This window comes from Pseudonocardia yunnanensis, from assembly GCF_039534065.1.
GTDB lineage: Bacteria > Actinomycetota > Actinomycetes > Mycobacteriales > Pseudonocardiaceae > Pseudonocardia > Pseudonocardia yunnanensis.
In genome coordinates this window covers 164,691-190,329 of record NZ_BAAAUS010000036.1, presented here as the reverse complement: position 1 = coordinate 190,329, position 25,639 = coordinate 164,691, and the positions used below count along the sequence as shown (strand labels likewise).

The following is a 25,639-nucleotide window of genomic DNA, read 5'->3' as shown; positions in this document are numbered from 1 at the left end:
GTTCATGCCGCGCTCGAGCCCGCGGCGCGCCTCCTCGTCGAAAGCGATCATCTTCGCCATGGGGGTGTTGTCCTCCGATTGGGATGACACGAAAGTCTCGCGTCGAGCCCGGCGCCCGCGACGGACGACCGACAACCCTGCGCCGGTCTCACCCGCTCGACATCTGGCACTCTACCGTGCCGAGTGCCAGTCCGGTTCTAGCACTCGCACCTGTCGAGTGCAACGTCGCCCGAACGTGATCGGAAGAGCTGAAATGAGTCGGGGGGACCGGTTCGACCGATCCCCCCGCTGACGTCACCGAGCTTGCGGCGCGCCTCAGATACGACGTACTGCGTCGGCCTGGCTGCGCCCGTCCCGACCTGCCGTCGTCTCGAACTCCACGCGGTCGCCCTCGTCCAGCGTCCGGAAACCGTCTGCTTGGATCGCGCTGTAGTGGACGAAGACGTCCGGCCCACCGTCGGTGGCGATGAAGCCGAAGCCCTTCTCCGCGTTGAACCACTTGACCGTGCCCTGAGCCACGGCACCTCCATGTTCCTCGCCGATCTATGGACTCGACGCTACCCAAAAACCGGCCCCTGCGCCCTCACGAGAATCGGTGGCGTGGTCGGGCAGGATGCGTCTGTGGCGAGCTTCCGGAGGACCGTAGAAGAGCATCGCGCGGCTGTTGCCGCGCTGCTGTCGCCGATGCCGGCGGAGGACGTCGTGATTGCGCAGGCCAGGGGCCGGGTGCTCGCGTCCGACGTCGTGGCCGCCGTGTCGCTGCCCTCTTTCGACAACTCCGCGATGGACGGGTACGCGGTGCGCGCTGCGGAATTGCTCGGCAACGGCGACGGCGAACCGGTGGAGCTGCCGGTGGGCGCCGACATCCCGGCCGGACGGGTCGACGTCCCGCCGCTCGAGCCCGGCACGGCGCACCGGATCATGACGGGGGCGGCACTTCCTGCCGGTGCCGATGCCGTGGTGCCCGTGGAGGAGACCGACGGCGGCACCAGCACGGTGCGGGTCACCGCGGTGCCGAAGCCGGGTGCGTACGTCCGGTACGCGGGCGAGGACGTGCGGGCGGGCGATGTCGTCCTTCGGGCCGGCACGGTGCTCGGCCCGGCGCAGATCGGGGTGGCGGCCGCTGTGGGCTGTGCCACGGTGTCGGTTCGCCGGCGTCCCAAAGTGCTCGTGTTGTCCACCGGTTCCGAACTGGTGGCCCCGGGCACGGAACTGCAAGAAGGGCAGATATACGAATCGAACGGGCCGATGCTGGCCGCCGCCGTCGAGGACGCGGGTGGGCAGGCGGAGCTGTTGCGGTTCGTACCCGACGACGTCGAACAATTCCTCGACCGACTCCGGCAACGGCTGGATGCCGGACAGGTCGATCTTGTTCTGACCTCGGGCGGCGTGAGCGCCGGGGCCTACGAGGTGGTGCGCGACGCGTTCACGGGGCGGGGCGTCGAGTTCGGCAGGGTGGCGATGCAGCCGGGTGGGCCGCAGGGCGCGGGCCGCGTCGCCGAGCTGGGCGGGGTCTGCGTGGTGACATTGCCGGGCAACCCGGTCAGCACACACGTGTCGTTCGAGGTGTTCGTCCGTCCCGCGCTGCGTGCCTCGTTCGGGCATCCGCACCCCGAACGGCCCCTCGTGACGGCCACGCTGAGTGAGCACTGGCGGTCTCCGGCGGGCCGCCGTCAGTACCGCCGGGGCCTTCTCGACGCGGTCGAGGGCACCGTGCAGGAGGTCGGGACCTCGGCCTCACACATGCTCGGTTCCTTGGCCAGGGCAGACTGTCTGGTGGTGGTCCCGGAGGCCGTGACGGAGCTCGACGCGGGCGCCGCTGTGGAGCTGTGGTTGCTCGAGCCCTGATCCAGTGCTTAGAATGTGACGTAGGTCACGCACTAGAGAGGCAACAATTTCCGCCGCCACGACGTCTTACTGATTGGGTGTTCGGCCGATCGGTGCACATCACAGGCTTTGAGGGGCTGTGATCTGGACGATCGATTGGGTACTCGGGGATACTTGGAGAACGACCCGGGGAGACCGGGGTCGCTTCGCAAAGACCTACCGCCCGTCGCTGGGGAGCGGACGAGCGGTTCCACGGCCGGGGTCGTCGTCTCGGGGGATGACGGCCCCGGCCCTTTGCTTTCCGCCGAACCCCACTCCGGTGACGGCAGTGTGGCACACGGTGACGAACTGCCTTCGCGTACCGTAGCCGCCGCAGCGACCGTCGCGTGTCACCATCCGGAGGAGCCGACCAGCCCCCATGCCCGACCGAACCGGGGCCCATCCCGGGGCCTCCCCCTCTGCGTCGTCCCCTGCAGGACTGTCGTTGCCGCACGTCGCCGGGCTGATCAGGGCCGCTGTGCCCCCTATGCATCCCGGAGGCCGCCCGCTGGTGGCGGGCGTGGCCGTCGCTGCAGCATTGGTGCGCGCCGTCACCGGCCGCGGCGCTCTGGCGGGAGCGCTCGCCGCCGGAGCCACCGCCGCCTTCTTCCGTAATCCGCGCCGGGTCCGGCCGCCGCTCGACGGCGTGGCGCTCGCTGCCGCCGACGGCACCGTGGCCACCATCTCCGACGTGCTGCCGCCGCCGGAGCTGGACCTGCCACGAATTGCGGCTCCGCGCGTCAGCGTCTTCCTGTCCGTGCTCGACGTGCACGTGCAGCGAATCCCGGCCGACGGGCGCGTGCTCGCCGTCGAGTACCGGCCTGGCCGATTCCTGTCCGCCGATCTCGACAAGGCCAGCGAGGACAACGAGCGCAACGCGTTGCTGCTGGAGACCACCGCCGGCGTCCGGCTCGGGGTGGTGCAGATCGCCGGGCTGCTCGCACGCCGCATCGTGTGCGACGTCCGTCCCGGCAACGAGGTGGCAGCGGGCGAGACCTACGGCCTCATCCGGTTCGGCTCGCGCGTCGACGTCTACCTGCCCCCGGGCTCGCGGGTCACCGTCGCCGTCGGGCAGCGCACGATCGGCGGCGAGACCGTGCTGGCCGAGCTCCCCACCGGGGGGGCCTGATGCCCGCCCCCGCCTACAACGCCGGCATCCGGCTGCTCCCGAACGCCGTCACGGTCCTCGCCCTCTGCGCCGGGCTCTCGGCGGTGTACTTCGCGCTGAGCGGCCGGTTCGAGCTGTGCACCGCCGCGGTCGGCGCCGCCGCCCTGTGCGACGCGCTCGACGGCAGGCTGGCCCGGTTGCTCGACGCCAGCACCCGGATCGGTGCCGAGCTCGACTCGTTGGCCGACCTGGTGTCGTTCGGTGTCGCGCCGGCACTGGTGCTCTACATCTGGGCGCTGGAGGGCAGCCGGTTCGGCTGGATCGTCGCGCTGGTCTTCGCCGTCTGCATGGCCTTGCGACTGGCCCGGTTCAACACCCTCATCGACGTCGAGGACGAGTACCCCTTCACCAAGGAGTTCTTCGTCGGCGTGCCGGCCCCCGCGGCGGCCCTGTCGGCGGGCCTTCCGCTCTACCTCACCCTGCACTTCGGGCCCGGGTGGTGGTCGGCTCCGCTGCTCGTGGGGCTGTGGGCGATGGCCGTGGCCGCGCTGATGGTGAGCAGGCTGCCGACGCTGTCGTTCAAGACCGTGCGGGTGCCGCAGAAGTACATCGCTCCGCTGCTGGTGCTGGTCGGCATCGCCGCCGCGTTGCTGATCACGGCGCCGTTCCTCGGGCTGGCCATCGTCGCTGTGCTGTACCTGGGGTTGATCCCCTACAGCGGCTACCTGCACCGGTGGCTCACGCGGCATCCGGAGGCGTGGGGCGTGCCGGTGCGGGAACGCCGCGCCGTCGCACGGGCGGCGCGTTCCGCGCGCAGGCTGGGGCTGCGTTCCCCGCTGCGCCGCCGGGTGGCGGGCCGCGCCAGCGCCGTGGCCCGTGCCGTGCGCCGCTTCGGCGACGACCCTGCCGGTGCGATGCAGCGCCGGATGCCGAACGGTCGGGCACCCGGCCCGGCCCAGGTACCGCGCAACAGATTGCGCCTGGGCCTCCGCAGAGTCCGCCGCCGCTGAAGCGCCCGGCAGTTGGGAGCCGTAGCGCTGTCCGGGAGCCGCCCGGGACAGCACTACGGCTCCGCGATTTCATGGGGTGCGGGGGCGCTAGCGTTCAGCTCGTGAGCGCCCCCTCGATCACTCTCGTCGCCCGGCTCGCCGCGTCCGCCACGGACGCCAGGCGCGGCGTCGTCCGGCTGCATCCCGAGGTCATCGACGCGCTGGGTCTGCGCTCGTGGGAGGCAGTGACCCTCACCGGTGCCCGCGTGACGACGGCGCTCGTCGCGCCGATCGACGGGCCGGCAGGTCAGGCGACCCTGGATGACGTCACCCTCTCCAACGCCGGGCTGTCCGACGGTGCGCCGGTCGTGGTGGCTCCGGCGGCGGTCGAGTCCGCGCGCCGGGTGCTGCTCACCGGCTCCCGCCTCGCCCGTGCCGCCCTCACCCCCGAGGTCGTGCGGCTCGCCCTGCTGGGCAAGGTCGTCACCGGCGGCGACGCGGTCTCGCTGCTGCCCCAGGACGTCGAGCCCCTGCCCGGCCTCGACGTGGGCACGGCCCGCCGCCGCGTCGCGGGGGCCCTGGGCAGCGCCTGGACCACGGAGCTGCTCACTGTCGCAACGGTGGAACCGGCGGGAGCGGTGGCCGTGCAGCCGAGCACGGTTGTGGGTTGGGAAGGCGGCCCGGCGACCGGCGTTCCGGTCCAGGGGACGGGCGGGTCCGCCGCCCGGGCCGCGGAGAGGGCGGTATCGCGGCCGTCGGGAGCCGCGGTGGCCGCAGGCACACGTGGCACGCCCGCGCCCGTTGCGGTGACTCAGCAGGAGGCCGCCGAGCCCGCGGTCGCCGTCGAGGACCTGGTCGGTAACACCGACGCGGCCCGCCGGCTCGTCGAGTGGCTGGAGCTGACCCTCGATCGGCCGGACCTGCTCACCCGCCTCGGTGGCTCCGCCCGGCTCGGCGTGCTCCTCGTCGGTCCCGAGGGCGTCGGCAAGCTGACGCTGGCACGCAGCACGGCCGCCGCGGTCGGCGCCTCCTGCGTGGAGCTCGCGGCGCCGGGCGTGGCAGCGCTCGAGGCGGGCGCCGCGTCGCAGCGGGTGCACGACGTGATCGGCTCGGCGCGGGCCGCGGCGCTGGCGGGCTCGCGGACCGTGCTGGTGGTCACCGATGTCGACGCCCTGCTCCCCGCTGCCTCCCCGCCCCCGCTCGCCACGATCGTCCTCGGCGCGCTGCGGGAGGCGGTGGAGACGCGTGGGCTCGCTCTGGTCGCCACGACGGCGTCGCCGGAGTCGGTCGATCCGCGGCTGCGGGCCCCCGATCTCGTCGACCGGGAACTCGGGCTGGCGCTTCCCGACCTGCGCACCCGCACAGAACTCCTGCGTCGGCTGCTGTCCGCGGTGCCGCTGGCCGACGGCGTGGACCTGAAGGCGGTCGCCGAGCGCACCCCCGGCTTCGTCGCCGCCGACCTCGTCGCGGCGCGACGGGAGGCCGCCGTGCAGGCTGCGCTGCGCCACGCCGGTGACGGAGAGCCCCGCATCTGCCAGCAGGACCTGCTCGACGCCGTGGCCTCGGTGCGGCCGATCTCCATGTCGTCGTCGGACACCCTCCAGACCGGCGGGATCACGCTCGACCAGGTGGGCGACATGGTCGAGGTCAAGCAGGCGCTCACCGAGGCGGTGCTCTGGCCGCTGCAGTACCCCGACTCGTTCGCCCGTCTCGGCGTCGCCGCGCCCCGTGGGGTACTCGTCTACGGGCCGCCCGGCGGTGGGAAGACGTTCCTGCTGCGCGCGCTGGCCGGAACCGGGCAGCTCAACGTGCTCGCCGTGAAGGGCGCGGAGCTGCTCGACAAGTACGTCGGCGAGTCGGAGCGGGCCGTCCGGGAGCTGTTCCGCAAGGCGGCGGACGCTGCGCCCGCACTCGTATTCCTCGACGAGGTGGACGCGCTCGCGCCGCGACGCGGCCAGTCGTCCGACTCCGGGGTGGCCGACCGAGTGGTCGCCGCGCTGCTCACAGAACTGGACGGGGCGGAGCCGTTGCGCGACGTGATCGTCGTCGGAGCCACGAACCGGCCGGAGCTGATCGACCCGGCGCTGCTGCGGCCGGGCAGGCTGGAGCGGCTGGTGTACGTGCCACCGCCGGACGCCGCTGCGCGCGCCGAGATCCTGCGCGCGTCAGGGAGGAACATCCCGCTGGCCGACGACGTCGATCTCGACGCCCTCGGTGCGGAGCTCGACGGCTACTCGGCGGCCGACTGCGCCGCCGTGCTGCGCGAGGCCGCGCTCACGGCGATGCGGGAGTCGCTCGACGCGGCTGTGGTGACGGGTGCGCACATCGCCGCAGCCCGGGCCGCCGTTCCGCCGTCGCTCGACCCCGAGCAGGTGGCGGCCCTGGCGGCCTACGCCGACCGCCGCCAGACCTGACAGAGGTGCGTCAGCGGCCCTGGTAGTCGTTGGTGGCGATGACGATCAGCCCGGGGCTCGCCTCGTCCAGGCCCGAGAATCGCGGCTCGACGCGGAGTCCGAACTGGCCGGCGAGGGCCTGTGCCGCCTGCTGCTCGCCCGTGCCCGGCCGGTAGTAGACGGTGCTGGTCGGGATGATCCCCGACGGGTAGTTGCCGACCTCTTCGACCTGCCAGCCCGCGTTGCGGAAGTCGGCGGCGGCGCGTGCGGCGAGCCCGGTGATGGTGCTGTTGTTGTAGACCCGCAGCGGTGAGCGGACGGCGCCGGTTCTGCTCGCGCCGTCCGAGCCGGCGCCGGCCTGGGAGGACGACGCATTGCCGCCGGGAGCGCCCGTGGGGGTGGGGGTGAAGGACGGCACCGCCACGGCGGCCTGGCTGGTGGGGGCAGGCGCTGCCGGAGGCGGGGCGGCCGGAGCGGAGGCCGCCGGAGTGGGGGCGGCCTGTGGCACGGGCGGCGCACTCGGATCCGGGGTGATGCTGACCTGTGTGGACAGGGGAGGTGGGGCAGCCTGCTGGTCGCTACCGGACCCGCCTCCGCCGGTGGCGAGGGTGGCGAGTCCGACGACGCCGGCGATGATCCCGATCCCGATCAGCGCGAGACCGCCGATTCGCAGCGGAGACGGGCCCCCTGACGAAGCGGGTGAGGTCACGTATGCCTCCGGTGGGGGGTTAGTTCCTATCAGGCCGGGGCGATCATGGTGCCTCTACCACGGCTCCATGCCCAGCCGACGCGCCGCGCGGGTGCGCTGGCGGCTGCTGCGCAGCCGACGGAGCCTCCGCACCAGCAGTGGGTCGGCCGCGAGTGCCTCCGGCTTGTCGATCAGCGCGTTGAGCACCTGGTAGTAGCGGGTGGCAGACATGTCGAACAGCTCGCGGATAGCCTGTTCCTTCGCGCCGGCGTACTTCCACCACTGACCCTCGAAGGCGAGGATCTCGCGCTCCCTGCGGTCCAGCTCCCGATGGGCGCTTCCGGTCGAGGACTCCCCGCTGGGTCCGATGGCGGACTCCATCACGCTCCTTGCTGGCCGGCCTCGCGAACTGCGAATCACATGCCTGTCATTCGCGGCGGCCATTCAACCACGATGGACCGACCAGAACCGGGGAGGCACGCACCACCCGGTGGAGTGGACCGACGATCAGTGATGGGCCGCCGACTAATGTCGGCGCACGTGGCCGTACGACCCATCCGCATCATCGGTGACCCCGTCCTGCACACGCCGACCCGTCGCGTCGAGGTCTTCGACGACGGGTTGAAGGCGCTCGTCGAGGACATGTTCGAGACGATGGCGGCGGCCGAGGGCGTCGGCCTCGCGGCCAACCAGATCGGGGTCGACCTGCGGCTGTTCGTCTACGACTGCCCTGACGAGGAGCGGCGCGAGAGGGTGCGCGGGGTCGTCGTCAACCCGGTGCTGGAGACGTCGGAGCGGCCCGAGACGATGCCCGACCCGGAGGACGACGAGGAGGGCTGCCTCTCCGTGCCCGGCGAGCACTTCCCGACGGGCCGCGCGGAGTGGGCCCGCGTCACGGGGGTGGACCTCGACGGAGCGCCGGTCGAGGTGGAGGGACGCGGCTTCCTCGCCCGCTGCCTGCAGCACGAGACCGACCACCTCGACGGCGTGATCTACCTGGACCGGCTCGTGGGCCGCAACCAGCGCGCCGCCCGCAAGATGCTCAAGCACACGGGCTGGGGCGTGCCCGGGCTGGAGTGGGATCCCGCCACCCAGCAGGCCGAGGACGTGTAGGAACACGAGAGCGCGGACTTACGTTTCTTCTTCTGCAAAACTGTAAGCAGAAGGAGGTCGCCGTGGACGAGCTGGACTCCTACTCCCGCACGGTCAGCGCGGTGGCGGCCGAGCTCACCGGGCGCGTCGCGGCCATCCGCACCGGGCGGGGCAGCGGCTCGGCGGTGCTCGTCGACGCCGACGGTGTGCTGGTGACCAACGCTCACGTGGTCGGCGACGCGCGCCGGGGCCGGGCCGATTTCGTCGACGGAACCCAGACCGACGTGACGGTCGTGGGCACCGACCCACTCTCCGACCTCGCGGTGCTGCGCGCCGTCGATCCGGGTGACCTGCCGCCGCCGGTGCAGCTCGGCGATGCCGACCAGCTCGTCGTCGGCCAGCTCGTGGTGGCCGTCGGCAACCCGCTCGGTCTCGCCGGTTCGGTCACGGCGGGCGTCGTGAGCGCGCTCGGGCGGGCTCTGCCCACCCGCAGCGGAAGCGCGGGCCGGGTGGTGGAGGACGTCATCCAGACCGATGCTGCGCTCAACCCCGGCAACTCCGGTGGAGCGCTCGCCGACAGCCACGCGCGCGTCGTCGGGATCAACACGGCGGTCGCAGGCGTCGGCCTCGGGCTGGCGGTGCCGGTCAACGCGACCACCCGGCAGATCGTCGCCACCCTTCTCGCGGACGGGCGTGTGCGGCGCGCCTACCTCGGGGTCGTCGGCGCGCCCGCCCCCGTGCCGGCCTCGGTGGCCGAGCGGTACAGCCGCCGCAGCGGTCTACGGCTCGTCGAGGTGATCGGTGGCAGCCCGGCAGCGCACGCCGGGCTGCGCGCCGGTGACCTGGTGCTCGACGTCGGCCGTCGCCCGGTCCAGGACGCGCAGGGCATCCAGCGCCAGCTCTTCGGCGACGCGATCGGGGTGCCGCTCCCGGTCACCGTGCTGCGCAACGGAGCCATGGTCGACGTCGTCGCGGTCCCCACCGAACTGCGCTGAGACGCTCCGGCGGATCAGCCCACGTAGCCGTGCTCCCACGCCCACGCGGCGATCTCCACGCGATTGCGGGCGGACAGCTTGCTCTGCACGTTCGTCAGGTGCGTCTTCACCGTGGAGAGCGAGACGAACAGCTCCGCCGCGATCTCGGCGTTCGTGCGGCCGCGGGCGACGGCCCGTACGACGTCGAGTTCGCGGGGGGACAGCGGATCGCGCAACGCCGATCCCGCAGCCGGCCGAGCCGCGAGGTGCTTGAGCAGCCGCACGGTGACCGACGGGGACACGAGCGCGTCGCCCGCCGCGGCGGCCCGCACCGCCTCCACGAGCAGCCGCGGCCCGGCGTCCTTGAGCAGGAACCCACAGGCGCCCGCCCGCAGTGCGCCGTACACGTACTCGTCGAGGTCGAACGTCGTGACGACGACGATCCGCGGCGGCGTGGGGTCGCTCATCAGCGCGCGGGTGGCCTCGAGCCCGTCCAGCTCCGGCATGCGGATGTCCATCAGCACCACGTCCGGCCGCAACGCGCGGGTGCGTGCGACGGCGTCGACGCCGGTGCCCGCCTCGCCGACCACCTCGACGCCGTCCTCGGCGGACAGGATCAGCCGGAAGCCGGTGCGCACCATCTCCTGGTCGTCGGCGAGCACGACTCGGATCACCGGGCGCCCCGCAGCGGCAGCCGGGCCGAGACCGTCCAGACGCCGGGCGCCGTCGGTCCCGCGGTCAGCGTCCCGTCGAGCGCTCCGACCCGCTCGGCCATGCCGGCCAACCCGAAGCCGCTGGAGCCGGCGCGGGGCACCACCCCGACCGCGGGCACACCGTCGTTGCGCACCGACACCAGCAGAGCCTCCTCACGCATCCGGACGTCCACCTCCACCTCGGTCGCGTCCGGAGCGTGTCTGCGGACGTTGGTCAAAGCCTCCTGCACCACCCGGTACCCGGTCGCGGCGACCCCGGCCGGGAGCACGGCTTGCTCCAGCCCGGGCGCGGTGGTGAGCCGGACGAGCCGGGACTCCGGGTCGAACCGGTCGACGAGGGTGCGGACCTCGCGCAGCTCGGCACCCGGTGTGCGTGTCGCCTCGGCGTCCTGACCGCGTAGCACTCCGACCATCCGGCGCATCGCGGCCAGCGCGTCCGTGCCTGCCATCTCGATCGCGGCGAGCGCCCGGTCGACGTCGTCGGGCGAGCGGCGGGCCACGACCGAGGCGGCCTGCGCTGCGACGACGATGCCCGTGACGTGGTGGGCCACCACGTCGTGCAGCTCCCGGGCGAGCTCCATCCGTTCCGCCGACCGGACGTCCGCGAGTGCGGCGCGCCGGCGCGTCTCGATCTCGCGCAGCACCAGCCCGATGGCGACGGCCCCGCCCCATCCGAGCGCGCAGGGCAGGCTGAGCGCGCGAGCATCGCTGCCGTCGAAGCGGGTGAGCGGCGACGCGACGATCGCCACCGCGGCGGCCGCGGTGAGCAGGAGTGCCCGGCGTAGCTCGCACTGGCGCAGCACGGCGACGACGAGGACGGCGAGCGCGAGCAGCTCCGTGAAGGAGAAGTAGAACTGGGGGCCGAGCCCGGATCCCAGCAGGGTCACCACCGGGGTCACGGCAAGGGCCGAGATCGCGAGCGAGGCACCCACGGCGAGCACCGCGACGGTGACCAGATCCGAACCCGGACGCCTACGCAGCAGGACGATCCCGGGTATGAGCAGGCTCGCGATGATCGTCACGACGTTGCCGGTGTTGTAGGCGAGGACCGAATCGGGCAGGAGCCACAGCGCGTAGGCGGTGACCTCGGCGATGAGCCCGGCGTTCCGCCGGAACCAGCGGAGCAGGCGGATCATGAGGCGAGCCTATTGCGCCCGCGCGCCCATCCCCTCGGCCGGAAGTACGAGGCCGCTCCGTCCGGTTCCGTCCTCCGGACGAGGTGCGCAGCCCCCGTCCGCAGAGATCGTTACGACCATGACGGACCTGATCGGAGCGGTGCTGGGCACCGCGGCGTGGACGGCAGGCCTCCTCGTCCTCGCGTTGATGGCGGCGCTGCCGCTGCTGGAGAGCCTCGGCACCCCGGGGGGACGGCGGTGACCCATCCGTCGATGCCCGCGGCGGGTCGTCCCACCCCGGTCGCGGCCCGCCACCTGCGTCCCGCAGCTCGTGCGATCGGCCTCATGAAGGTGCACGGCCGCGGCGACGCCGCCGTCCGTGCGCTGGACGGCGTGGACCTGACCGTGCCCGCCGCGCGCTTCACCGCGATCATGGGGCCGTCCGGGTCCGGCAAGTCTACGCTGATGCACCTGCTCGCAGGGCTGGACACCGCCACGTCCGGCCACGTCCTGCTCGGGGACACCGATCTCGGTGCCTGCAGCGACGCTCAGCTGACGGCCCTGCGGCGGGACCGGATCGGGTTCGTGTTCCAGGCCTTCAACCTGCTGCCTCAGCTGACCGCCGAACAGAACATCGACCTGCCCGCACGGCTGGCGGGCCGTCGTCCCGACCGGGCGTGGCGCGACCACCTCGTCGGCCTGCTCGGTATTGCCGACCGCCTGACGCACCGTCCCACCCAGCTCTCCGGTGGGCAGCAGCAACGGGTGGCGGTGGCGAGAGCACTGCTGGGCCGGCCCGAGGTCGTCTTCGCCGACGAGCCGACCGGCAACCTGGACACCGCCAGTGGCCACGAGCTGCTGCACCTGCTGCGCACCTCGGTACGCGATCTCGGCCAGACCGTCGTGATGGTGACGCACGACCCCGTGGCGGCCTCGTTCGCCGACGAGGTGGTCCTGCTGCGGGACGGCACCGTCGCGGGCTGGCTTCCCGACCCTCGCCCGGAGTCCGTCCTGTCCGCACTGTCGGCGCTCTCCGGCCCCCGGGCGGGAGTCTGATGGCCGCCGTCGCGGCGACGCTGCTCGCCGAGACCCGTCGCAGGCCGGGACGGCTGCTGCTCACCGGGCTCGCGATCACGGTCGCCACGGTCTTCGCCGCCGGCACGTTCCTGCTCGGTGAGACGCTGCGCGCCTATCTCGCGGCGACCGTCGTGACCACGCCCGAAACCACCGCGGTCGTCGTGCTGCCGCAGCGCATGCCCGAGGACGCCCGCGGCGCCGACCTCGTGGCTCGGGTGGCCGCGGTGGACGGTGTCACGGACGCCGTCGGCGTCTGGGCGGCTTACCCGACGGTGAGCGGCGCCGGTTCGGCCACGACCTGGCACCTCGCGTCGGATCCGATGAACGGCCCCCTCACCCGGCTGACCGGACCTCTCCTGCAGGGCAGGCTTCCCGCGGGTCCGGACGAGGTCGCGGTGGGGGAGACCACGGCCGCACGCACCGGCCTCGCGCCGGGGCGCACGGTCACAGTGGACGCGGGCGACGCGGCGCCACGAACCGTCACGGTGACCGGCGTGGTGCCGCTGTCGGACAGCGGGCTCAACACCCTCGTCGCCACTCCGGACACGGTGGCGGGGCTCGGCGGCTCGCTCGACCAGGTGGACGTGGCGGCAGCCCCAGGGGCGGATGCCGCGGCGTTGTCGGGCCGCATCGCGGCAGTGCTCGGCGTGCCCGACGCGGTGCGAACCGGCGCGGAGCAGCGCGCGGCCGAGGTCGAGGACTCGTCGGCATCGGTGACGGCCGTGCTCGTGGGGGTCGGGGTGTTCGCGGGTCTGGCCGTCGTCGCGGGAGCCGTGGTCGTCGCGTCGACCTTCCGGATCGTGCTCACCCAGCGGCGCACGCAGATGGCCCTGCTGCGGTGCGTGGGAGCCAGGCGCGGACAGGTGGTGCGGGCGGTACTCGTGGAGGCGGTCGTCACGGGCCTGGTGGCCGGTGTGCTGGGTCTGGGCGTCGCACTCGTCGCGGGCTACGGGCTGCTCGCGGCGATGCGGGCGTCCGGCGCGGAGGGTGTTCCGGACCTGGTGGTGTGGTGGCCGGGGCTCGCCGGTGTGCTCCTGGTGGCCGTGCTGGCGACGGTGCTGGCCGGGCTGGCACCCGCGCTGGCGGCGGCGCGGATCCCGCCCGTGGCCGCGCTCGGCGTGGCCGACGCCGGGGACGCCGGTGTGCCCCGTGCCGGACGCCGGATCGCGGTGGCCGTGGTACTTGCGGCAGTTGCCGGTGGGCTCGCGGGGGTCGCACTCGCCATGCCGGGCGACGGCTCGCTCGCCCTGGTCGTCGTTGCGTTCTCCGGGATGGTCGCGTTCGCCGCGCTCGCCGTCGTGGGTCCCGTGCTGGTGCGGGGCCTGGTGGCCGTTGCCGGACGGCCGATCGCCGCGCTCGGCGGTGCCGCGGCCCGGCTCGCGGTCGCCAACGCCGCTCAGGTGCCGCGGCGCACCGCCGCGACGATCTCCGTGCTGGCACTCGGCGTCGGCCTGACATCGGCCCTGCTGGTCGGCATCCAGAGCACGCGGTCGGGGGCCGAGCGGAACATCGCGGAACAGTTCCCGGCCGACGTCGTGGTCAGCGCAGCGGATGCCGGGAGCGCCGCGTCGCTGGCCGCCCGGCTGACTGCCGATCCCCGGCTCGCCGTCCGTGCCGACGGACCCACGGTGTTCGTGAACCCGGCACCCGGCGTGTCCGAGGACGTGGCCCGCACGGCCGTCGAGCAGGGTGCCGGCGGTACGCAGGGGCTACTGGTGCAGTACGCGGGCGACGCACGGGCTGAGCTGGACTCCGTGCTCGGCACGGCGCAGCTGATCGGGTTCGGGCTCGTCGGGATGACCGCGCTCGTCGCCGTGGTGGGAGTGGGCGTCACGCTGATGTTGTCGGTGACCGAACGGACGCGGGAGACGGGGTTGCTGCGCGCGGTCGGGCTGTCGGGGCGCGGGGTCCGGTCGATGGTGGCCTGGGAGGCCGCGCTGAGTGGGGCGGGCGCCGCCGTGATCGGGGCGGTGATCGGCTCGGTCTACGGGGCACTCGGCGCGAAGGTGCTCGGCCTCGCCGAGGGGCCGCCGGCGTTGCCGTTCCCGTCGCTGGCGGCGCTCGTCGTGGGGGTTGTGGTGGTGGCGGCGCTGGCGGCGACCGTGCCGGCAGTCCGCGCGGGCCGGGTGCCGCCGATCCGCGCCCTGCAGGAGGCGTGAGAGTTAGAGCAGCGCGCCGAGGTCGATCTCGACGGGGAACGGCTCGGTGGCCGAGAACGTGCCGGTCACCGAGCCGTCGTCGGCGTATCCGAACTCGCCCGCGAGGTGACAGGCGAGGAGGGAGACCGGCTCGGTGGTGTCGATGATCCAGTAGTGCGGGATCCCCGCGTCCGCGTACTCGCCGCGTTTGTGGACATGATCGGTGCGCCACGATCCGGGGGACAGCACCTCCATCACGACGAGCACCTCGGACGCACGGATGATCCCGCCCTCGGTACGCACCCGCTTGCGGGCCTCCAGTGGCACGACGATCAGATCGGGCCGGCGGACGGTGCCGGGGGCCTCGGCAGGAGCGAGTTCGAGATCGACGTCCATATCCGGGATGACCTCGAGTCCGGGCGGCAACCGGCCGTGGAGCTGCACCGCCATCTCCAGCTCCGCGCGGTTGTGGTCCGGCGCCGGGGTCGGGTCAACAGCAGTCGGCCTTCCACCAGCTCGCTGTAGCCCGGCTCGATCTCGACGATCTCGAGGTACTCGGCCACGGTCAGCAGGTGGGGCGGGGCCACCGGCCGGATCGTCACGGCGAGGAGTCTGACAGGCCGGTCACTGTCGGCGTGCCAGCAGGAACTGCTGGGTCTCGGTGTTTCCTGCCCCCGGAACCTGCACCTCGTCGCACTGCAGCACGTCGAAGCCGGCAGCCGCGACGACCGCCGACAGTTCGGCGGTGGGGTAGGCGGTGACCGCCATGGGCACGCCGAGGAACTCGATCTCGACGGCGTCGAGGTCGCCTGCGACCATCCCGAGAGCCAGCAGGCCGCCCTCGCGCATGCGGGCGGCGAGGCCTGTGAGCACCACGGGGATGTCGGCACGCGCCAGCATCAGCAGCGCGAAGAACGAGGTGACGGCGTCGAACGTGCCGAGGGCGGGGTCGAGGTCGCGCAGGTCGCGCTGCTCGAACCGGGCTGCGGGCACCCGTTCCCGGGCCAGCCGCAGCATCCGCTCCGACTCGTCGACGCCGAGAACCTCGAGCCCCGCATCCGCCAGTTGCCGGGCGGTGGGGAGACCGGCGCCGCAGCCGTGGTCGAGCACCCGGGCGCGGGACGGCAGCCCGGAGATGAGGGCGCGCCCGAGCCCGAGCTGCGCCTCCCGGTCGCTGAAAGCCTGCTCGTAGGCCTCGCCGATCCGATCGAAGACGGCACTCATGGTCGTCGAGGATCCTCCGGGCGCTGCCCCCGGCGCCAATGCCCGTGACACCGGGGGCGCCGCGGTTCAGTCCGTGATCGGGTCCAGCACGAAGACGGGGATCTGTCGGTCGGTCTTCTTCTGATAGTCCGCGTAGGGCGGGTAGGCGGCCACGGAGCGCTCCCACCACTCGGCCTTCTCGTCGCCGAAGACCTCACGTGCCGTGTAGTCCTTGGTTACGGTGCCGTCCTGCAGGTCGACGTGCGGGTCGCCCTTCACGTTGTAGTACCAGACGGGGTTCTTCGGGGCCCCGCCGAGCGACGCGACGATCGCGTACTGCCCGTCGTTCTCCACGCGCATCAGCGGCACCTTGCGCAGCTTGCCGGTCTTCGCACCACGGACGGTCACCAGGACGACGGCCCGATCCTGGATCGTCTGTCCGTCGGTCGTGCCGTTCTCGATGATCTTGTTGGTCATGTCCCGGACCCAGTCGACCGGGCTGATCTCGAACTCACCCTGCAGAGGCATGTCAGCTCCAAACCGCGTCGGCCCCCCGGCCATTCCGTGATCTCTGGCGCACCAGAGGCTTTCCAGGTTACGGTCGGGGTAACACGGGAGCTCGCAGCGAGCGGGCTGAGAGGGTGGCTGGCGCCGCCGACCGCAGGAACCTGTCCGGGTAATTCCGGCGTAGGGAGGGCGACACATGGGGGAGCCGACGGTGGGCGTCACGCCGCCGAGGGTGATCACGATCGCGGGCACCGACTCGGGTGGTGGCGCCGGCATCCCGGCCGACCTCCGCGCGTTCGCGGCGTGCGGGGTGCACGGGTGCGTGGCGGTCACAGCCGTCACGGTGCAGAACTCCGTGGGCGTCACGGGTGTGCACGCCATTCCGCCGGAGGTGGTGGCCGCCCAGATCGAGACGGTGGCCACCGACATCGGGCTGGACGCCGCGAAGACCGGCATGCTCGCCAGCCGTCCGATCATCGAGGCGATCGTCGGGGCGTGCGACCGGGTCGGGATCGGTGGAAGCGGCCCCATCCCGTTCGTGATCGACCCCGTCGCGGCGTCGATGCACGGCGACCAACTGCTGGCCGACGAGGCACTCGAGGCATACCGCAGGTTGCTGTTCCCCCGCGCCACCGTCATCACCCCGAACCTCGACGAGGTGCGGCTCCTGATCGACATCGACGTGCACGACCGCACCGCCCAGTACGAGGCGGCGAAGGTGCTGCACGGTCTCGGCCCGCAGTACGTGCTGGTCAAGGGCGGGCACCTGAGCGAGGACACCGACGGCTGCGTCGACCTCCTCTACGACGGCCACACCTTCACCGAACTGCCCGGCCCCCGCTTCGACACCGGCAACACCCACGGCGGCGGCGACAGCATGGCGGCCGCCATCACGTCCGGGCTCGCCCGCGGATTGGCGGTACCCGACGCCGTCGCGCTCGCCAAGCGCTACATCGTGGAGGCCGTCCGCAACTCCTACCCGCTCGGCGCGGGCCACGGCCCGGTGTCGCCGCTCTGGGCCATCCGTCACTGGTGGGAGGAGCCCACCCCCTGATCTCCCGGCTGTTCGGCCGGTGAGCACAACTGGAGATGACACGCGGGAGCTCGTGGTGAAACGGGCTGAGAGGGCGGCTGATCGACGTCGCCGACCGCAGAACCTGTCCGGGTAATGCCGGCGTAGGAAGGACGATGCCATGACGGCACTCGAGGACCGCACCGTCGCACCGAAGGTCACCACCGGCCCCATCCGGGGCTCGCACAAGGTGTACCTGGACGGACCCGACGAACTGCGGGTCCCGGTCCGCCGGATCGAGCTCAGCACCGGCGAATACCACGATGTCTACGACACGTCGGGGCCCTACACCGACGAGAACGCGGAGATCGACGTCCGCGCGGGGCTCCCGGCTCTGCGCGCGCCGTGGATCGCGGGCCGAGAACCGGTGGACGGTGCCGCCACGCAGCTGGCGTGGGCACGGGCCGGGGTGATCACGCCGGAGATGCGGTTCATCGCGGTCCGGGAGGGCGTGAACGTCGAGCTGGTGCGGTCCGAGGTCGCGCGCGGCCGCGCCGTGATCCCGGCGAACCGGTGTCACCCGGAGGCCGAGCCGATGATCATCGGCAAGGCGTTCCTCGTGAAGATCAACGCGAACCTCGGCAACTCGGCCGTGACCTCCTCGATCGAGGAGGAGGTGGAGAAGATGGTGTGGGCCACCCGCTGGGGTGCCGACACCGTGATGGACCTGTCGACCGGCAAGAACATCCACGAGACGCGTGAGTGGATCCTGCGGAACTCGCCGGTGCCGATCGGCACGGTGCCGATCTACCAGGCACTGGAGAAGGTGGACGGCGACCCGGCGAAGCTGTCGTGGGAGGTCTACCGCGACACGGTGATCGAGCAGTGCGAGCAGGGCGTCGACTACATGACGGTGCACGCGGGCGTGCTGCTGCGCTTCGTGCCGCTCACCGCGAAGCGCGTCACGGGCATCGTCTCCAGGGGCGGGTCGATCATGGCCGCGTGGTGCCTCGCACACCATCGCGAGTCGTTCCTCTACACGCACTTCGAGGAGCTCTGCGACATCCTCCGTGCCTACGACGTCACGTTCTCCCTGGGCGACGGGCTGCGGCCCGGTTCGATCGCCGACGCCAACGACGAGGCTCAGCTCGCCGAGCTGCGCACCCTCGGCGAGCTCACGGCGATCGCACGCGCCCGCGACGTGCAGGTGATGATCGAGGGGCCGGGCCACGTCCCGCTGCACAAGATCGCGGAGAACGTGCAGCTGGAGGAGTTGTGGTGCAACGAAGCGCCGTTCTACACCCTCGGCCCGCTCGCCACGGACATCGCGCCCGGCTACGACCACATCACCAGCGCGATCGGCGCCGCCACGATCGCCGCGCGCGGCACCGCGATGCTCTGCTACGTCACGCCCAAGGAGCACCTCGGGCTCCCGGACCGCGACGACGTCAAGACCGGCGTGATCACGTACAAGATCGCGGCGCACGCCGCCGACCTGGCCAAGGAGCACCCGCGGGCGCAGGCACGCGACGACGCCCTGTCGGCTGCACGGTTCGAGTTCCGCTGGCTCGACCAGTTCCACCTGTCGCTCGACCCGGACACGGCGCTCGCCTTCCACGACGAGACGCTGCCCGCCGAGCCGGCCAAGACCGCGCACTTCTGCTCCATGTGTGGGCCGAAGTTCTGCTCGATGCGCATCACACAGGACGTCCGGGCGTACGCCGAGGAGCACGGGCTGACGAGCGTGGAGGCGATCGAGGCCGGGATGTCGGAGAAGGCTGACGAGTTCACCGGCGCCGGGGGCCGCGTGTACCTGCCGCTGTCGGAGGACTGAGAACCTCCCCTTAGTGCCGGGAGCCACGTTCACGCCGCGCGCCGCGACGTGAACGCGGCCCCCGTGCAAATCCCTGGTCACCGATGGTGTGAGCACTCCATGCATGTGCCGGAGAACTTGTTACGCGGTCAGACGGGGACGTGTTCTGCGAGCTAGGCTCGCAAGCGATGAGCATCATGGGCACGCGTGTGGTCCGCACCGAGGATCCGGTGTTCCTTTCCCGGGGCGCCACATATACGGATGACCTGACCGACGAACGGCTGAACGGTGCGCTGCACCTCACGTTCGTGCGGTCTCCACTTGCGCACGGTCGGATCACCGCCGTCGATGTCGAGGCCGCCCGTGAGGCGCCCGGTGTCGTCGGGGTGTTCACCGGCGCCGACATCGACCTCGCTCCGGCGCTGCTGTTCGCCGGCGCGAACCCCGGCATGGTCCGGCCCTGGCTGGCCACCGACAAGGTGCGCTTCGTCGGCGAGCCGGTGGCCGCCGTGCTCACCGAGCACCCCTACCAGGGGCAGGATGCCGCCGACCTGGTGGAGGTCGACTACGACCCGCTTCCCGCGGTGGTCGACCCTCGCGAGGCGCTGAAGGACGAGGTCCTCCTCTTCGAGGAGGTGGGCACCAACCTCGCCGGCGGCTTCGGGCACGACAAGGAGTTCGACGAGCACTTCTTCGACGGCTGCGAGGTCGTCGTCACGCGCGACATCGTCAACCAGCGGCTCGCCGCCGCGCCCCTGGAGACGCGCGCCGCCGCGGCCGTGTGGGGCGACGACGGGCGCGTCACGCTCTGGGCGTCCACGCAGAACCCGCAGTCCGCCCGCGACGAGATCGCCGGCTGGCTGGGTGTCGACGCAGCGCTGATCCACCTGATCGCTCCGGACGTGGGTGGCGGCTTCGGCGCGAAGATCGGGGCCGACCCCGAGTTCGCGCTGGTGGCGTGGTTCGCGCAGCGTCTGCAGCGCCCCGTGCGCTGGAACGAGACGCGCTCGGAGAACCTCACCGGGATGCTGCAGGGCCGGGCGCAACTGCAGACCATCACGATCGGTGGCAACCGCGACGGCGATGTGCTCGCCTACCGCCTCGACGTGCTGGCCGACGCAGGTGGCTACCCCCGCCTGGGCGTCTTCCTCCCGTTCTTCACTCGCCAGATGGCACCGGGCGTCTACGACATCCCCAAGGTCGAGTCCCGGGCGCGCACGGTCGTGACCACCACGACGTCCACGGGTGCCTACCGGGGCGCCGGTCGTCCCGAGGCCACGGCCGCGATCGAGCGGGCCATGGACCTGTTCGCCGCCGAGATCGGCATGGACCCCGCCGAGGTCCGCAAGCGCAACGTCGTGGCGCCGGACAAGTTCCCGTTCGAGACCAAGGGCGGTGCGATCTACGACAGCGGCGAGTACGCGAAGGCGATCGACCGCGTGCTGGATGGGGCGAACTATGCCGAGCTGCGAGCCGAACAGGCGCGGCGCCGCGAGCGTGGCGACGTCGTCCAGCTCGGCATCGGGGTCTCGGCCTACGTCGAGATCACCGGTGGTGGCGCGTTCGCCGAGGACGCCTCCGTCGAGGTGCACGCGGACGGCACGGTCACGGTCCTGACGGGCACGTCGCCCCACGGTCAGGGCCACGCCACCGCGTGGGCGATGCTCACGAGTGACCGCCTGGGCATCCCGATCGAGAAGATCACGGTCAAGCACGGCGACACCGACCTCATCCCGCGCGGCGCGGGCACCATGGGTTCCCGGAGCCTGCAGACCGGCGGAGTCGCCGTCCACCAGGCGGCGGGCGAGCTCGTGGAGCTGGCGAAGCAGCGGGCCGCCGACGTGCTCGAGGCGAACGTCGACGACCTGGAGGTCGCCGACGGCGCTGTGTCGGTCCGGGGCACGGACACCAGCGTCTCGCTCGCGCGGCTCGCGGAGCGGGAGCAGCTGAGGGTGGACAGCGTGTTCGACAGCGGGGCGCCCACGTTCCCGTTCGGCGCGCACGTCGCCGTCGTGGAGGTGGACGTCGAGTCCGGCAAGGCCGTGGTCGACCGGGTCGTGACGCTCGACGACGCCGGGCCGGTCGTGAACCCCCTGCTCGCCGAGGGCCAGCGCCACGGCGGCATCGCCCAGGGCATCTCCCAGGCGTTGCTGGAAGAGGTCGTCTACGACGAGGACGGCAACCCGCTGACGGCAACCTTCGCCGACTACGCGTTCCCGTCCGCGGCCGAGCTGCCCAGCTTCACGCTGCTGAACATGGAGACGCCGACCACCCTCAACCCGCTCGGGGTGAAGGGCATCGGCGAGGCCGGCACCATCGGCGCCACTCCCGCGGTGCAGAGCGCGGTGGTCGACGCCGTGTCGCACCTGGGCGTCCGCCACATCGACATGCCGACCAGCCCGCTACGGGTCTGGGAGGCGATCAATGCCGCGCGCAGCGAAGGCGGCACGCGCAACGACCGCTCCGGGGGAGCGCAGTGACCACATCGATGAACCAGACCGTCAAGGTCGGAATCACCGTCAACGGCTCGGAGACCACGGCCGACGTCGAGCCGCGGCTGCTGCTCGCGCACTACCTGCGTGACGTGGTCGGGCTCAAAGCCACCAACATCGGGTGCGACACCACCTCCTGCGGCGCGTGCACCGTGCTCGTGGACGGCGAGTCGGTCAAGTCGTGCACCGTGCTCGCGGTGCAGGCCGACGGGCAGTCGGTCACCACGATGGAGGGGCTCTCGGCGAACTCCACCGAGCTGCACCCGGTGCCCGCGGCGTTCCGCGCCGAGCACGGCCTGCAGTGCGGTTTCTGCACGCCCGGCATGGTGATGGCGACGGTTAGCCTGCTGGAGGAGAACCCGAAGCCCACCGAGCGTGAGGTGCGCGAGGGTCTCGAGGGCAACCTCTGCCGGTGCACGGGCTACCACAACATCGTGCGCGCGGTGCTCGCTGCGAGCGGGCAGAACCCCGACGCCGCGCAGACCACCTCCGTCGCTGCGGACGCCGACCAGTCCCCGGCCGGCGGCGTCGAGTCCGCACCGGGCTTCTCCACCGGGAGCGGTGCATGATCCCCGTCGCCTTCAACTACGCCCGCCCCGACTCCCTCGACGGCGCGCTGGCGCTGCTCGCGGAGCACGGGGAGGACGCCACGGTGCTGGCCGGTGGCCACTCGCTGCTGCCCGTGATGAAGCTCCGGCTCGCCGCCCCCGAGGTCGTCATCGACATCGGGCGGCTGCCCGAGCTGCGCTACATCGAGGTGCGGGGCAACGAGGTCGCGATCGGTGCCGGCACCCGGCACCGCGCAGTGGAGTCCTCCGAGGTGCTGGCGGCCGAGGTGCCGCTGCTGGCGGCGGTGGCCCGCACCGTCGGCGACCCGCAGGTGCGCCACCGCGGCACGCTCGGCGGTTCGCTGGCCCACGCCGACCCGGCGTCCGACCTGCCGGCGGCGGTGCTCACGCTCGGCGGCACCATCGTGTTGCGCGGCCCCCAGGGTGAGCGCGAGGTGCCGGCCACCGACTTCTACACCGGGGTGTTCTCCACGGTGAAGGAGCCGGGCGAGCTGATCGTCGAGATCCGGGTGCCCCGCACGGGGAGCGCCGGGTGGGCCTACGAGAAGTTCGTTCGGCGTGCCAACGACTGGGCGATCGTCGGGGTCGCCACGGTGGACGGCCGTGTCGGGCTGGTCAACATGGGCGCCACCCCGCTGCGGGCGACGGCCACGGAGGCCGCTCTCGCGGACGGGGCGTCGATCGAGGACGCCGCCGCACTGGCCGCCGAGGGCACCGAGCCGTCGAGCGACCTGGCTGCCACCGCGGAGTACCGCCGCCACCTGGCCAGGGTCCTCACCCGCCGAGCGCTCACCACGGCTGCTGCCCGCTGACCCGTCCAGGGGACGATCCGCCGTTTCGCGCATGACGTGGGCGAAATGGGGGAACCGGGGGAAATGGGCCTCGAGGAGTCCGCGCCGGCTGGGGATCGGAATGGAGCCTCCCCGGACGGTCGACGGCTCATCGCTGGTCGCTATGCCCTCGGCCGGGTGCTCGGTATCGGGTCCTCGGCCGTGGTGCATCGCGCCTGCGACCTGATGAGCGGCGCCGAGGTGGCGGTCAAGCACTTCCACGCAGGCGCCTCCGCGCACGACCGGCGCCAGCAGCGGCAGGAGATGAGGCTGCTGGCCCGGCTGCGCCACCCCGGCCTGGTCGGGCTGCACGACGGTGGCTATGCGGACGGCAGGCCGTTCGTCGTCACCGACCTCGTCGAGGGGCCGACACTGGCGCAGCGGATCAGCCGGGGCCCGCTGGCACCGGGCGCGGTACAGATGCTCGGCAGGCAGCTCGCCGAGGCGCTCGCCCACGTCCACGACGGCGGGATCATCCACCGTGACGTGAAACCGGCCAACGTCCTGCTCGACGGCCTCCGGCCGCGTCTCGCCGACTTCGGCATCGCCCGCACCGTCGACGCGACCGTGGCGACCGCGAACGGGTGCGTGGTCGGTACCGCTGCATACCTCGCGCCGGAACAGGTCCGCGGGGAGCATGTCGGGCCACCCGCGGACGTCTACGCGCTGGGGCTCGTGCTGCTGGAGGCTCTGACCGGGCGCCGCGAGTACCCCGGCCACGCCGTGGAGTCGGCGACCGCACGGCTGCACCGCTCTCCTGTGGTGCCCTCCGGGCTGCCTCCCGGGTTCGGTGAGCTCCTCGAGGCCATGACGAGGGACGACCCAGCCCGACGGCCTACGGCCGCCCAGGTCGCTGCTGTGCTGGCGGCCGACCCGTTCCTGCGGCCGCGCGGTTCACCGGCGGGTCGGTTGCACGGGCGCCACCGGCAGCAGTCGAGCCGCTGGTGGCAGCGCAGGCCACTGGTGTCCAGGCTCGTGCTCTGCGTTCTCACCGCAGCGGTCGCACTGCTCACCGTGGCATCGACGTCGGCTTCGGACACTCCTGCCGCAGCCGACGCGGAGCAGTCGCACACACCCTCCGGGGCCACGAAGTAGGCCCTCAGCCCACCAGGCCCGCATCCTGAGCTGCTATCGCGGCTTGTACGCGGGAGCGCAGGCCGAGCTTCGTCAGCACCCGCGACACATGTGTCTTCGTGGTCGCCTCCGTGATCACCAGCGCCGCGGCGATCTCGGCGTTCGACATGCCGCGCCCCAGGCACGTCAGCACGTCGGTCTCCCGTGGGGTGAGGTCGCCGAGGCCGGCCGGCGGTTGCGGGCGGCGAGCCGGTGGGGCGAGACGTGCGATGACCCGGCGGGTGACCTCCGGCGCGAGCACCCCGTCGCCCCTGGCGACGGCCCGCACGGCGGCGAGCAGCGACGGCGCGTCGACGGACTTGAGCAGGAACCCGGCCGCCCCGGCGGCGAGCGCGCTGTCGACGTACTCGTCGAGGTCGAAGGTCGTGAGAACGAGAACCTCACACGTCCGGTCCGGCGTCCCAAGGATGCGGCGGGTCGCCTCGATACCGTCGATGCCCGGCATCCTGATGTCCATCAGCACCACGTCGGGCGCGGTCTGCCGGGCCATCGCGACGGCCGCGAGTCCGTCGCCCGCTTCACCGACGACGGTGATGTCCGCTGCGGAGTCGAGGATCATCATCAGCCCGGTGCGGATCGCCGCCTGGTCGTCCGCCACCACCACGCGCACCGTCACCTCGGCACGCCGTCCGGGATCGGCGTGGGCAGCGTCGCGCGCACGCTCCAGGTCCGTCCGCGGGCGCCGGCCTCGACCGTGCCGCCCACCGCGCTCGCGCGTTCACCGAGTCCCAGCAGACCGGTACCGGTACCGCCGGCCGGTGGGGCGTCGGCGACGAGTTCGTTGTGCAGCTCGATCACCAGTTCTCCGTCGTGGTGCAGCAGGGTCATCCGCACGGTGCTGCCCGGTGCGTGCTTGGCCGCGTTCGTCAACGACTCCTGCACGATGCGGTAGGCCGTCTGGTCGACGGCGGCCGGAATCGGCTCGGGTGCCGAGCGTCGGTCGTCCACGTCGATGCGCAGCCCGTTGGCCCGTCCTGCGTCGAGCAGGGCGTCGAGCCGGTCGAGGCCGGCAGGAGAGGTGCGCGGGTCCGCATCGGCCGGGTCGTCGGCCCGCAGCAGGCCGATCATGGTGCGCATCTCGGCGAGCGAGGCGACGCTGTTCTGACGCACCGACGTGAGCACCCGGCGCAGGGTCGCCGGATCCGCATCGGGCAGCGTGAGAGCCGCCTCGGACTGGATCGCGATGGCCGAGAGCTGCCCCGCGATCACGTCGTGCAGGTCGCGGGCCATCCTGGTGCGCTCCGCCGTGACGGCGGCAGCGCGGTCCAGCTCGGCGACGCGGCGGGTCTGCTCGGCACGTTCGCGCTCGGCGACGGCCTGCTCGCGGTGGTGGCGCACCTCGTGGCCCCACAGCACGGGCACCGCCAGCACCAGGCCGAGGTTGAGCACGGTGAGCAGGGCCGCCCGGCCACCTTCGGAGATCAGGCTGGCCAGTCCGAGACCGCCGGCCACGGTCGCCGCGGCGCCCGCCACCATCTGGCTCGTGCGCCTCGTGCTGAACAGGACCGCGCAGTAGATCATGTCGCCTGCCACCAGTACGGACCCGAGCGGGCTGGTCCCGTAGGCCAGCAGCCCGGTGAGCACCGCGGCGCAGGCGACTGTCAGGCCGAGCACCGGCCGCTCGCGCCGCTGCGACTCGCCGAGGCACGCTGCGGCGAGCACAGCCAGCCCCGTCCACAGTGGCTGCGCGGCCTGTCCGGGTTGCACGGACACCGCGACCTCGGGCACGACGAGCAGCAGGAGCGATCCGACCACGAAGTAGGCCACGGCTCTGAGCGCGTCCTGCGCACGCTCCCGCCCCGACAGCCGCACGCGCCCATCTCAGCATGCGGGGTTCACCGTGCGCGTCAATCGAAGGTCGTACGCCCCCGGCCGTGGAGATCGGTCCGAGGGCCGACGACCGGAGCGTCCCCGGCGGGAACCATC

Annotated in this window: 24 protein-coding genes and 1 pseudogene; 15 read left to right on the top strand and 10 right to left on the bottom strand. The window is 72.4% G+C overall.

The features are described from left to right. Window positions 1-315: 315 nt before the first annotated feature. Entirely contained in the window at window positions 316-519 is a 204-nt protein-coding gene (locus ABD743_RS31315; protein ID WP_241040170.1) for a cold-shock protein, read from the bottom strand. A gap of 102 nt (window positions 520-621) precedes the next feature. Here ABD743_RS31315 and moeA point away from each other — a divergent pair, with 102 nt between their 5' ends. The 4 genes from moeA (at window position 622) to ABD743_RS31295 (ending at window position 6,377) form a co-directional block, all read left to right on the top strand. Further along, entirely contained in the window at window positions 622-1,848 is a 1,227-nt protein-coding gene (moeA, locus tag ABD743_RS31310) for a molybdopterin molybdotransferase MoeA (protein WP_344726149.1), read from the top strand. 397 nt (window positions 1,849-2,245) lie between these two features. Beyond that, entirely contained in the window at window positions 2,246-2,995 is a 750-nt protein-coding gene (locus tag ABD743_RS31305) for a phosphatidylserine decarboxylase (protein WP_344726147.1), read from the top strand. After that, window positions 2,995-3,984, top strand: a complete 990-nt coding sequence (locus tag ABD743_RS31300) for a CDP-alcohol phosphatidyltransferase family protein (protein ID WP_344726145.1) — start codon at window positions 2,995-2,997, stop codon at window positions 3,982-3,984. Before ABD743_RS31305 ends, ABD743_RS31300 begins: the two co-directional genes overlap by 1 nt. A gap of 101 nt (window positions 3,985-4,085) precedes the next feature. Further along, on the top strand, window positions 4,086-6,377 hold the full coding sequence (locus ABD743_RS31295) for an AAA family ATPase (protein WP_379658899.1): 2,292 nt from the start codon (window positions 4,086-4,088) through the stop codon (window positions 6,375-6,377). A gap of 10 nt (window positions 6,378-6,387) precedes the next feature. Here the strand turns inward: ABD743_RS31295 and ABD743_RS31290 are convergent, their stop codons facing one another. Continuing rightward, window positions 6,388-7,065, bottom strand: a complete 678-nt coding sequence (locus ABD743_RS31290; protein ID WP_344726142.1) for a LytR C-terminal domain-containing protein — start codon at window positions 7,063-7,065, stop codon at window positions 6,388-6,390. Between the two features lie 54 nt (window positions 7,066-7,119). Further along, on the bottom strand, window positions 7,120-7,425 hold the full coding sequence (napA, locus tag ABD743_RS31285; RefSeq protein WP_344726140.1) for a nucleoid-associated protein NapA: 306 nt from the start codon (window positions 7,423-7,425) through the stop codon (window positions 7,120-7,122). A gap of 159 nt (window positions 7,426-7,584) precedes the next feature. Here napA and ABD743_RS31280 point away from each other — a divergent pair, with 159 nt between their 5' ends. Both ABD743_RS31280 and ABD743_RS31275 read left to right on the top strand, forming a co-directional pair. Next, entirely contained in the window at window positions 7,585-8,157 is a 573-nt protein-coding gene (locus ABD743_RS31280; RefSeq protein WP_344726137.1) for a peptide deformylase, read from the top strand. 62 nt (window positions 8,158-8,219) lie between these two features. After that, window positions 8,220-9,131 (top strand): S1C family serine protease, encoded by a 912-nt coding sequence (locus ABD743_RS31275; protein WP_344726135.1) that lies wholly within the window; start codon window positions 8,220-8,222, stop codon window positions 9,129-9,131. A 14-nt stretch (window positions 9,132-9,145) separates the two neighbouring features. On the opposite strand, the gene ABD743_RS31270 is transcribed toward ABD743_RS31275, so the two are convergent. Together ABD743_RS31270 and ABD743_RS31265 are read right to left on the bottom strand one after the other, a co-directional pair. Next, window positions 9,146-9,784, bottom strand: coding sequence for a response regulator (locus ABD743_RS31270; protein WP_344726133.1), 639 nt, complete (start codon window positions 9,782-9,784; stop codon window positions 9,146-9,148). Next, entirely contained in the window at window positions 9,781-10,959 is a 1,179-nt protein-coding gene (locus tag ABD743_RS31265; protein WP_344726131.1) for a sensor histidine kinase, read from the bottom strand. The genes ABD743_RS31270 and ABD743_RS31265 overlap by 4 nt, the downstream gene beginning before the upstream one ends. A gap of 118 nt (window positions 10,960-11,077) precedes the next feature. Here ABD743_RS31265 and ABD743_RS31260 point away from each other — a divergent pair, with 118 nt between their 5' ends. From ABD743_RS31260 to ABD743_RS31250, 3 genes are all read left to right on the top strand, one after another. Then, on the top strand, window positions 11,078-11,200 hold the full coding sequence (locus ABD743_RS31260) for a hypothetical protein (protein WP_277398841.1): 123 nt from the start codon (window positions 11,078-11,080) through the stop codon (window positions 11,198-11,200). 83 nt (window positions 11,201-11,283) lie between these two features. Further along, complete coding sequence (locus tag ABD743_RS31255; protein ID WP_344726179.1) at window positions 11,284-11,994, top strand: ABC transporter ATP-binding protein; 711 nt, start codon at window positions 11,284-11,286, stop codon at window positions 11,992-11,994. Next, window positions 11,994-14,174 carry an FtsX-like permease family protein gene (locus ABD743_RS31250; RefSeq protein WP_344726129.1) on the top strand — a complete coding sequence of 727 codons (2,181 nt, stop codon included), beginning with the start codon at window positions 11,994-11,996 and terminating at the stop codon, window positions 14,172-14,174. The genes ABD743_RS31255 and ABD743_RS31250 overlap by 1 nt, the downstream gene beginning before the upstream one ends. Before the next feature lie 3 nt (window positions 14,175-14,177). On the opposite strand, the pseudogene ABD743_RS31245 reads toward ABD743_RS31250, so the two are convergent. From ABD743_RS31245 to ABD743_RS31235, 3 genes and pseudogenes are all read right to left on the bottom strand, one after another. Beyond that, window positions 14,178-14,615 (bottom strand): annotated as a pseudogene (locus ABD743_RS31245) (Uma2 family endonuclease); the annotation flags it as partial. A gap of 162 nt (window positions 14,616-14,777) precedes the next feature. Then, on the bottom strand, window positions 14,778-15,377 hold the full coding sequence (locus tag ABD743_RS31240; protein WP_344726127.1) for a class I SAM-dependent DNA methyltransferase: 600 nt from the start codon (window positions 15,375-15,377) through the stop codon (window positions 14,778-14,780). A 66-nt stretch (window positions 15,378-15,443) separates the two neighbouring features. Beyond that, window positions 15,444-15,884 (bottom strand): nitroreductase family deazaflavin-dependent oxidoreductase, encoded by a 441-nt coding sequence (locus ABD743_RS31235; protein ID WP_344726125.1) that lies wholly within the window; start codon window positions 15,882-15,884, stop codon window positions 15,444-15,446. A gap of 175 nt (window positions 15,885-16,059) precedes the next feature. Here ABD743_RS31235 and thiD point away from each other — a divergent pair, with 175 nt between their 5' ends. From thiD to ABD743_RS31205, 6 genes are all read left to right on the top strand, one after another. Continuing rightward, complete coding sequence (gene thiD, locus ABD743_RS31230) at window positions 16,060-16,917, top strand: bifunctional hydroxymethylpyrimidine kinase/phosphomethylpyrimidine kinase (protein ID WP_344726123.1); 858 nt, start codon at window positions 16,060-16,062, stop codon at window positions 16,915-16,917. Between the two features lie 139 nt (window positions 16,918-17,056). Then, window positions 17,057-18,709 carry a phosphomethylpyrimidine synthase ThiC gene (gene thiC, locus ABD743_RS31225; protein ID WP_344726121.1) on the top strand — a complete coding sequence of 551 codons (1,653 nt, stop codon included), beginning with the start codon at window positions 17,057-17,059 and terminating at the stop codon, window positions 18,707-18,709. Between the two features lie 167 nt (window positions 18,710-18,876). Beyond that, window positions 18,877-21,168: a xanthine dehydrogenase family protein molybdopterin-binding subunit gene (locus ABD743_RS31220; RefSeq protein WP_344726119.1), complete on the top strand. Its 2,292-nt coding sequence runs from the start codon at window positions 18,877-18,879 to the stop codon at window positions 21,166-21,168. An 8-nt stretch (window positions 21,169-21,176) separates the two neighbouring features. Further along, the gene (locus tag ABD743_RS31215; RefSeq protein WP_344726177.1) at window positions 21,177-21,749 is read left to right on the top strand and encodes a (2Fe-2S)-binding protein; all 573 of its coding nucleotides are present in this window, start codon (window positions 21,177-21,179) and stop codon (window positions 21,747-21,749) included. After that, window positions 21,746-22,561 (top strand): FAD binding domain-containing protein, encoded by an 816-nt coding sequence (locus ABD743_RS31210; protein ID WP_344726117.1) that lies wholly within the window; start codon window positions 21,746-21,748, stop codon window positions 22,559-22,561. Before ABD743_RS31215 ends, ABD743_RS31210 begins: the two co-directional genes overlap by 4 nt. A 45-nt stretch (window positions 22,562-22,606) precedes the next feature. Continuing rightward, complete coding sequence (locus ABD743_RS31205) at window positions 22,607-23,674, top strand: serine/threonine-protein kinase (protein WP_344726115.1); 1,068 nt, start codon at window positions 22,607-22,609, stop codon at window positions 23,672-23,674. Between the two features lie 4 nt (window positions 23,675-23,678). Here ABD743_RS31205 and ABD743_RS31200 read toward each other — a convergent pair whose 3' ends face one another. Together ABD743_RS31200 and ABD743_RS31195 are read right to left on the bottom strand one after the other, a co-directional pair. Next, entirely contained in the window at window positions 23,679-24,329 is a 651-nt protein-coding gene (locus ABD743_RS31200; RefSeq protein ID WP_344726113.1) for a response regulator transcription factor, read from the bottom strand. Then, window positions 24,326-25,525 (bottom strand): sensor histidine kinase, encoded by a 1,200-nt coding sequence (locus ABD743_RS31195; RefSeq protein ID WP_344726110.1) that lies wholly within the window; start codon window positions 25,523-25,525, stop codon window positions 24,326-24,328. Before ABD743_RS31195 ends, ABD743_RS31200 begins: the two co-directional genes overlap by 4 nt. Window positions 25,526-25,639 lie beyond the last annotated feature (114 nt).

Coding starts and splice junctions, on each gene's coding strand:
- ABD743_RS31305 (WP_344726147.1), top strand. CDS start 2,246: ATGCCCGACCGAACCGGGGCCCATCCCGGGGCCTCCCCCTCTGCGTCG.
- ABD743_RS31300 (WP_344726145.1), top strand. CDS start 2,995: ATGCCCGCCCCCGCCTACAACGCCGGCATCCGGCTGCTCCCGAACGCC.
- napA (WP_344726140.1), bottom strand. CDS start 7,425: ATGGAGTCCGCCATCGGACCCAGCGGGGAGTCCTCGACCGGAAGCGCC.
- ABD743_RS31265 (WP_344726131.1), bottom strand. CDS start 10,959: ATGATCCGCCTGCTCCGCTGGTTCCGGCGGAACGCCGGGCTCATCGCC.
- ABD743_RS31260 (WP_277398841.1), top strand. CDS start 11,078: ATGACGGACCTGATCGGAGCGGTGCTGGGCACCGCGGCGTGGACGGCA.
- ABD743_RS31255 (WP_344726179.1), top strand. CDS start 11,284: ATGAAGGTGCACGGCCGCGGCGACGCCGCCGTCCGTGCGCTGGACGGC.
- ABD743_RS31250 (WP_344726129.1), top strand. CDS start 11,994: ATGGCCGCCGTCGCGGCGACGCTGCTCGCCGAGACCCGTCGCAGGCCG.
- ABD743_RS31240 (WP_344726127.1), bottom strand. CDS start 15,377: ATGAGTGCCGTCTTCGATCGGATCGGCGAGGCCTACGAGCAGGCTTTC.
- ABD743_RS31235 (WP_344726125.1), bottom strand. CDS start 15,884: ATGCCTCTGCAGGGTGAGTTCGAGATCAGCCCGGTCGACTGGGTCCGG.
- thiD (WP_344726123.1), top strand. CDS start 16,060: ATGGGGGAGCCGACGGTGGGCGTCACGCCGCCGAGGGTGATCACGATC.
- thiC (WP_344726121.1), top strand. CDS start 17,057: ATGACGGCACTCGAGGACCGCACCGTCGCACCGAAGGTCACCACCGGC.
- ABD743_RS31220 (WP_344726119.1), top strand. CDS start 18,877: ATGAGCATCATGGGCACGCGTGTGGTCCGCACCGAGGATCCGGTGTTC.
- ABD743_RS31215 (WP_344726177.1), top strand. CDS start 21,177: ATGAACCAGACCGTCAAGGTCGGAATCACCGTCAACGGCTCGGAGACC.
- ABD743_RS31210 (WP_344726117.1), top strand. CDS start 21,746: ATGATCCCCGTCGCCTTCAACTACGCCCGCCCCGACTCCCTCGACGGC.
- ABD743_RS31205 (WP_344726115.1), top strand. CDS start 22,607: ATGGGGGAACCGGGGGAAATGGGCCTCGAGGAGTCCGCGCCGGCTGGG.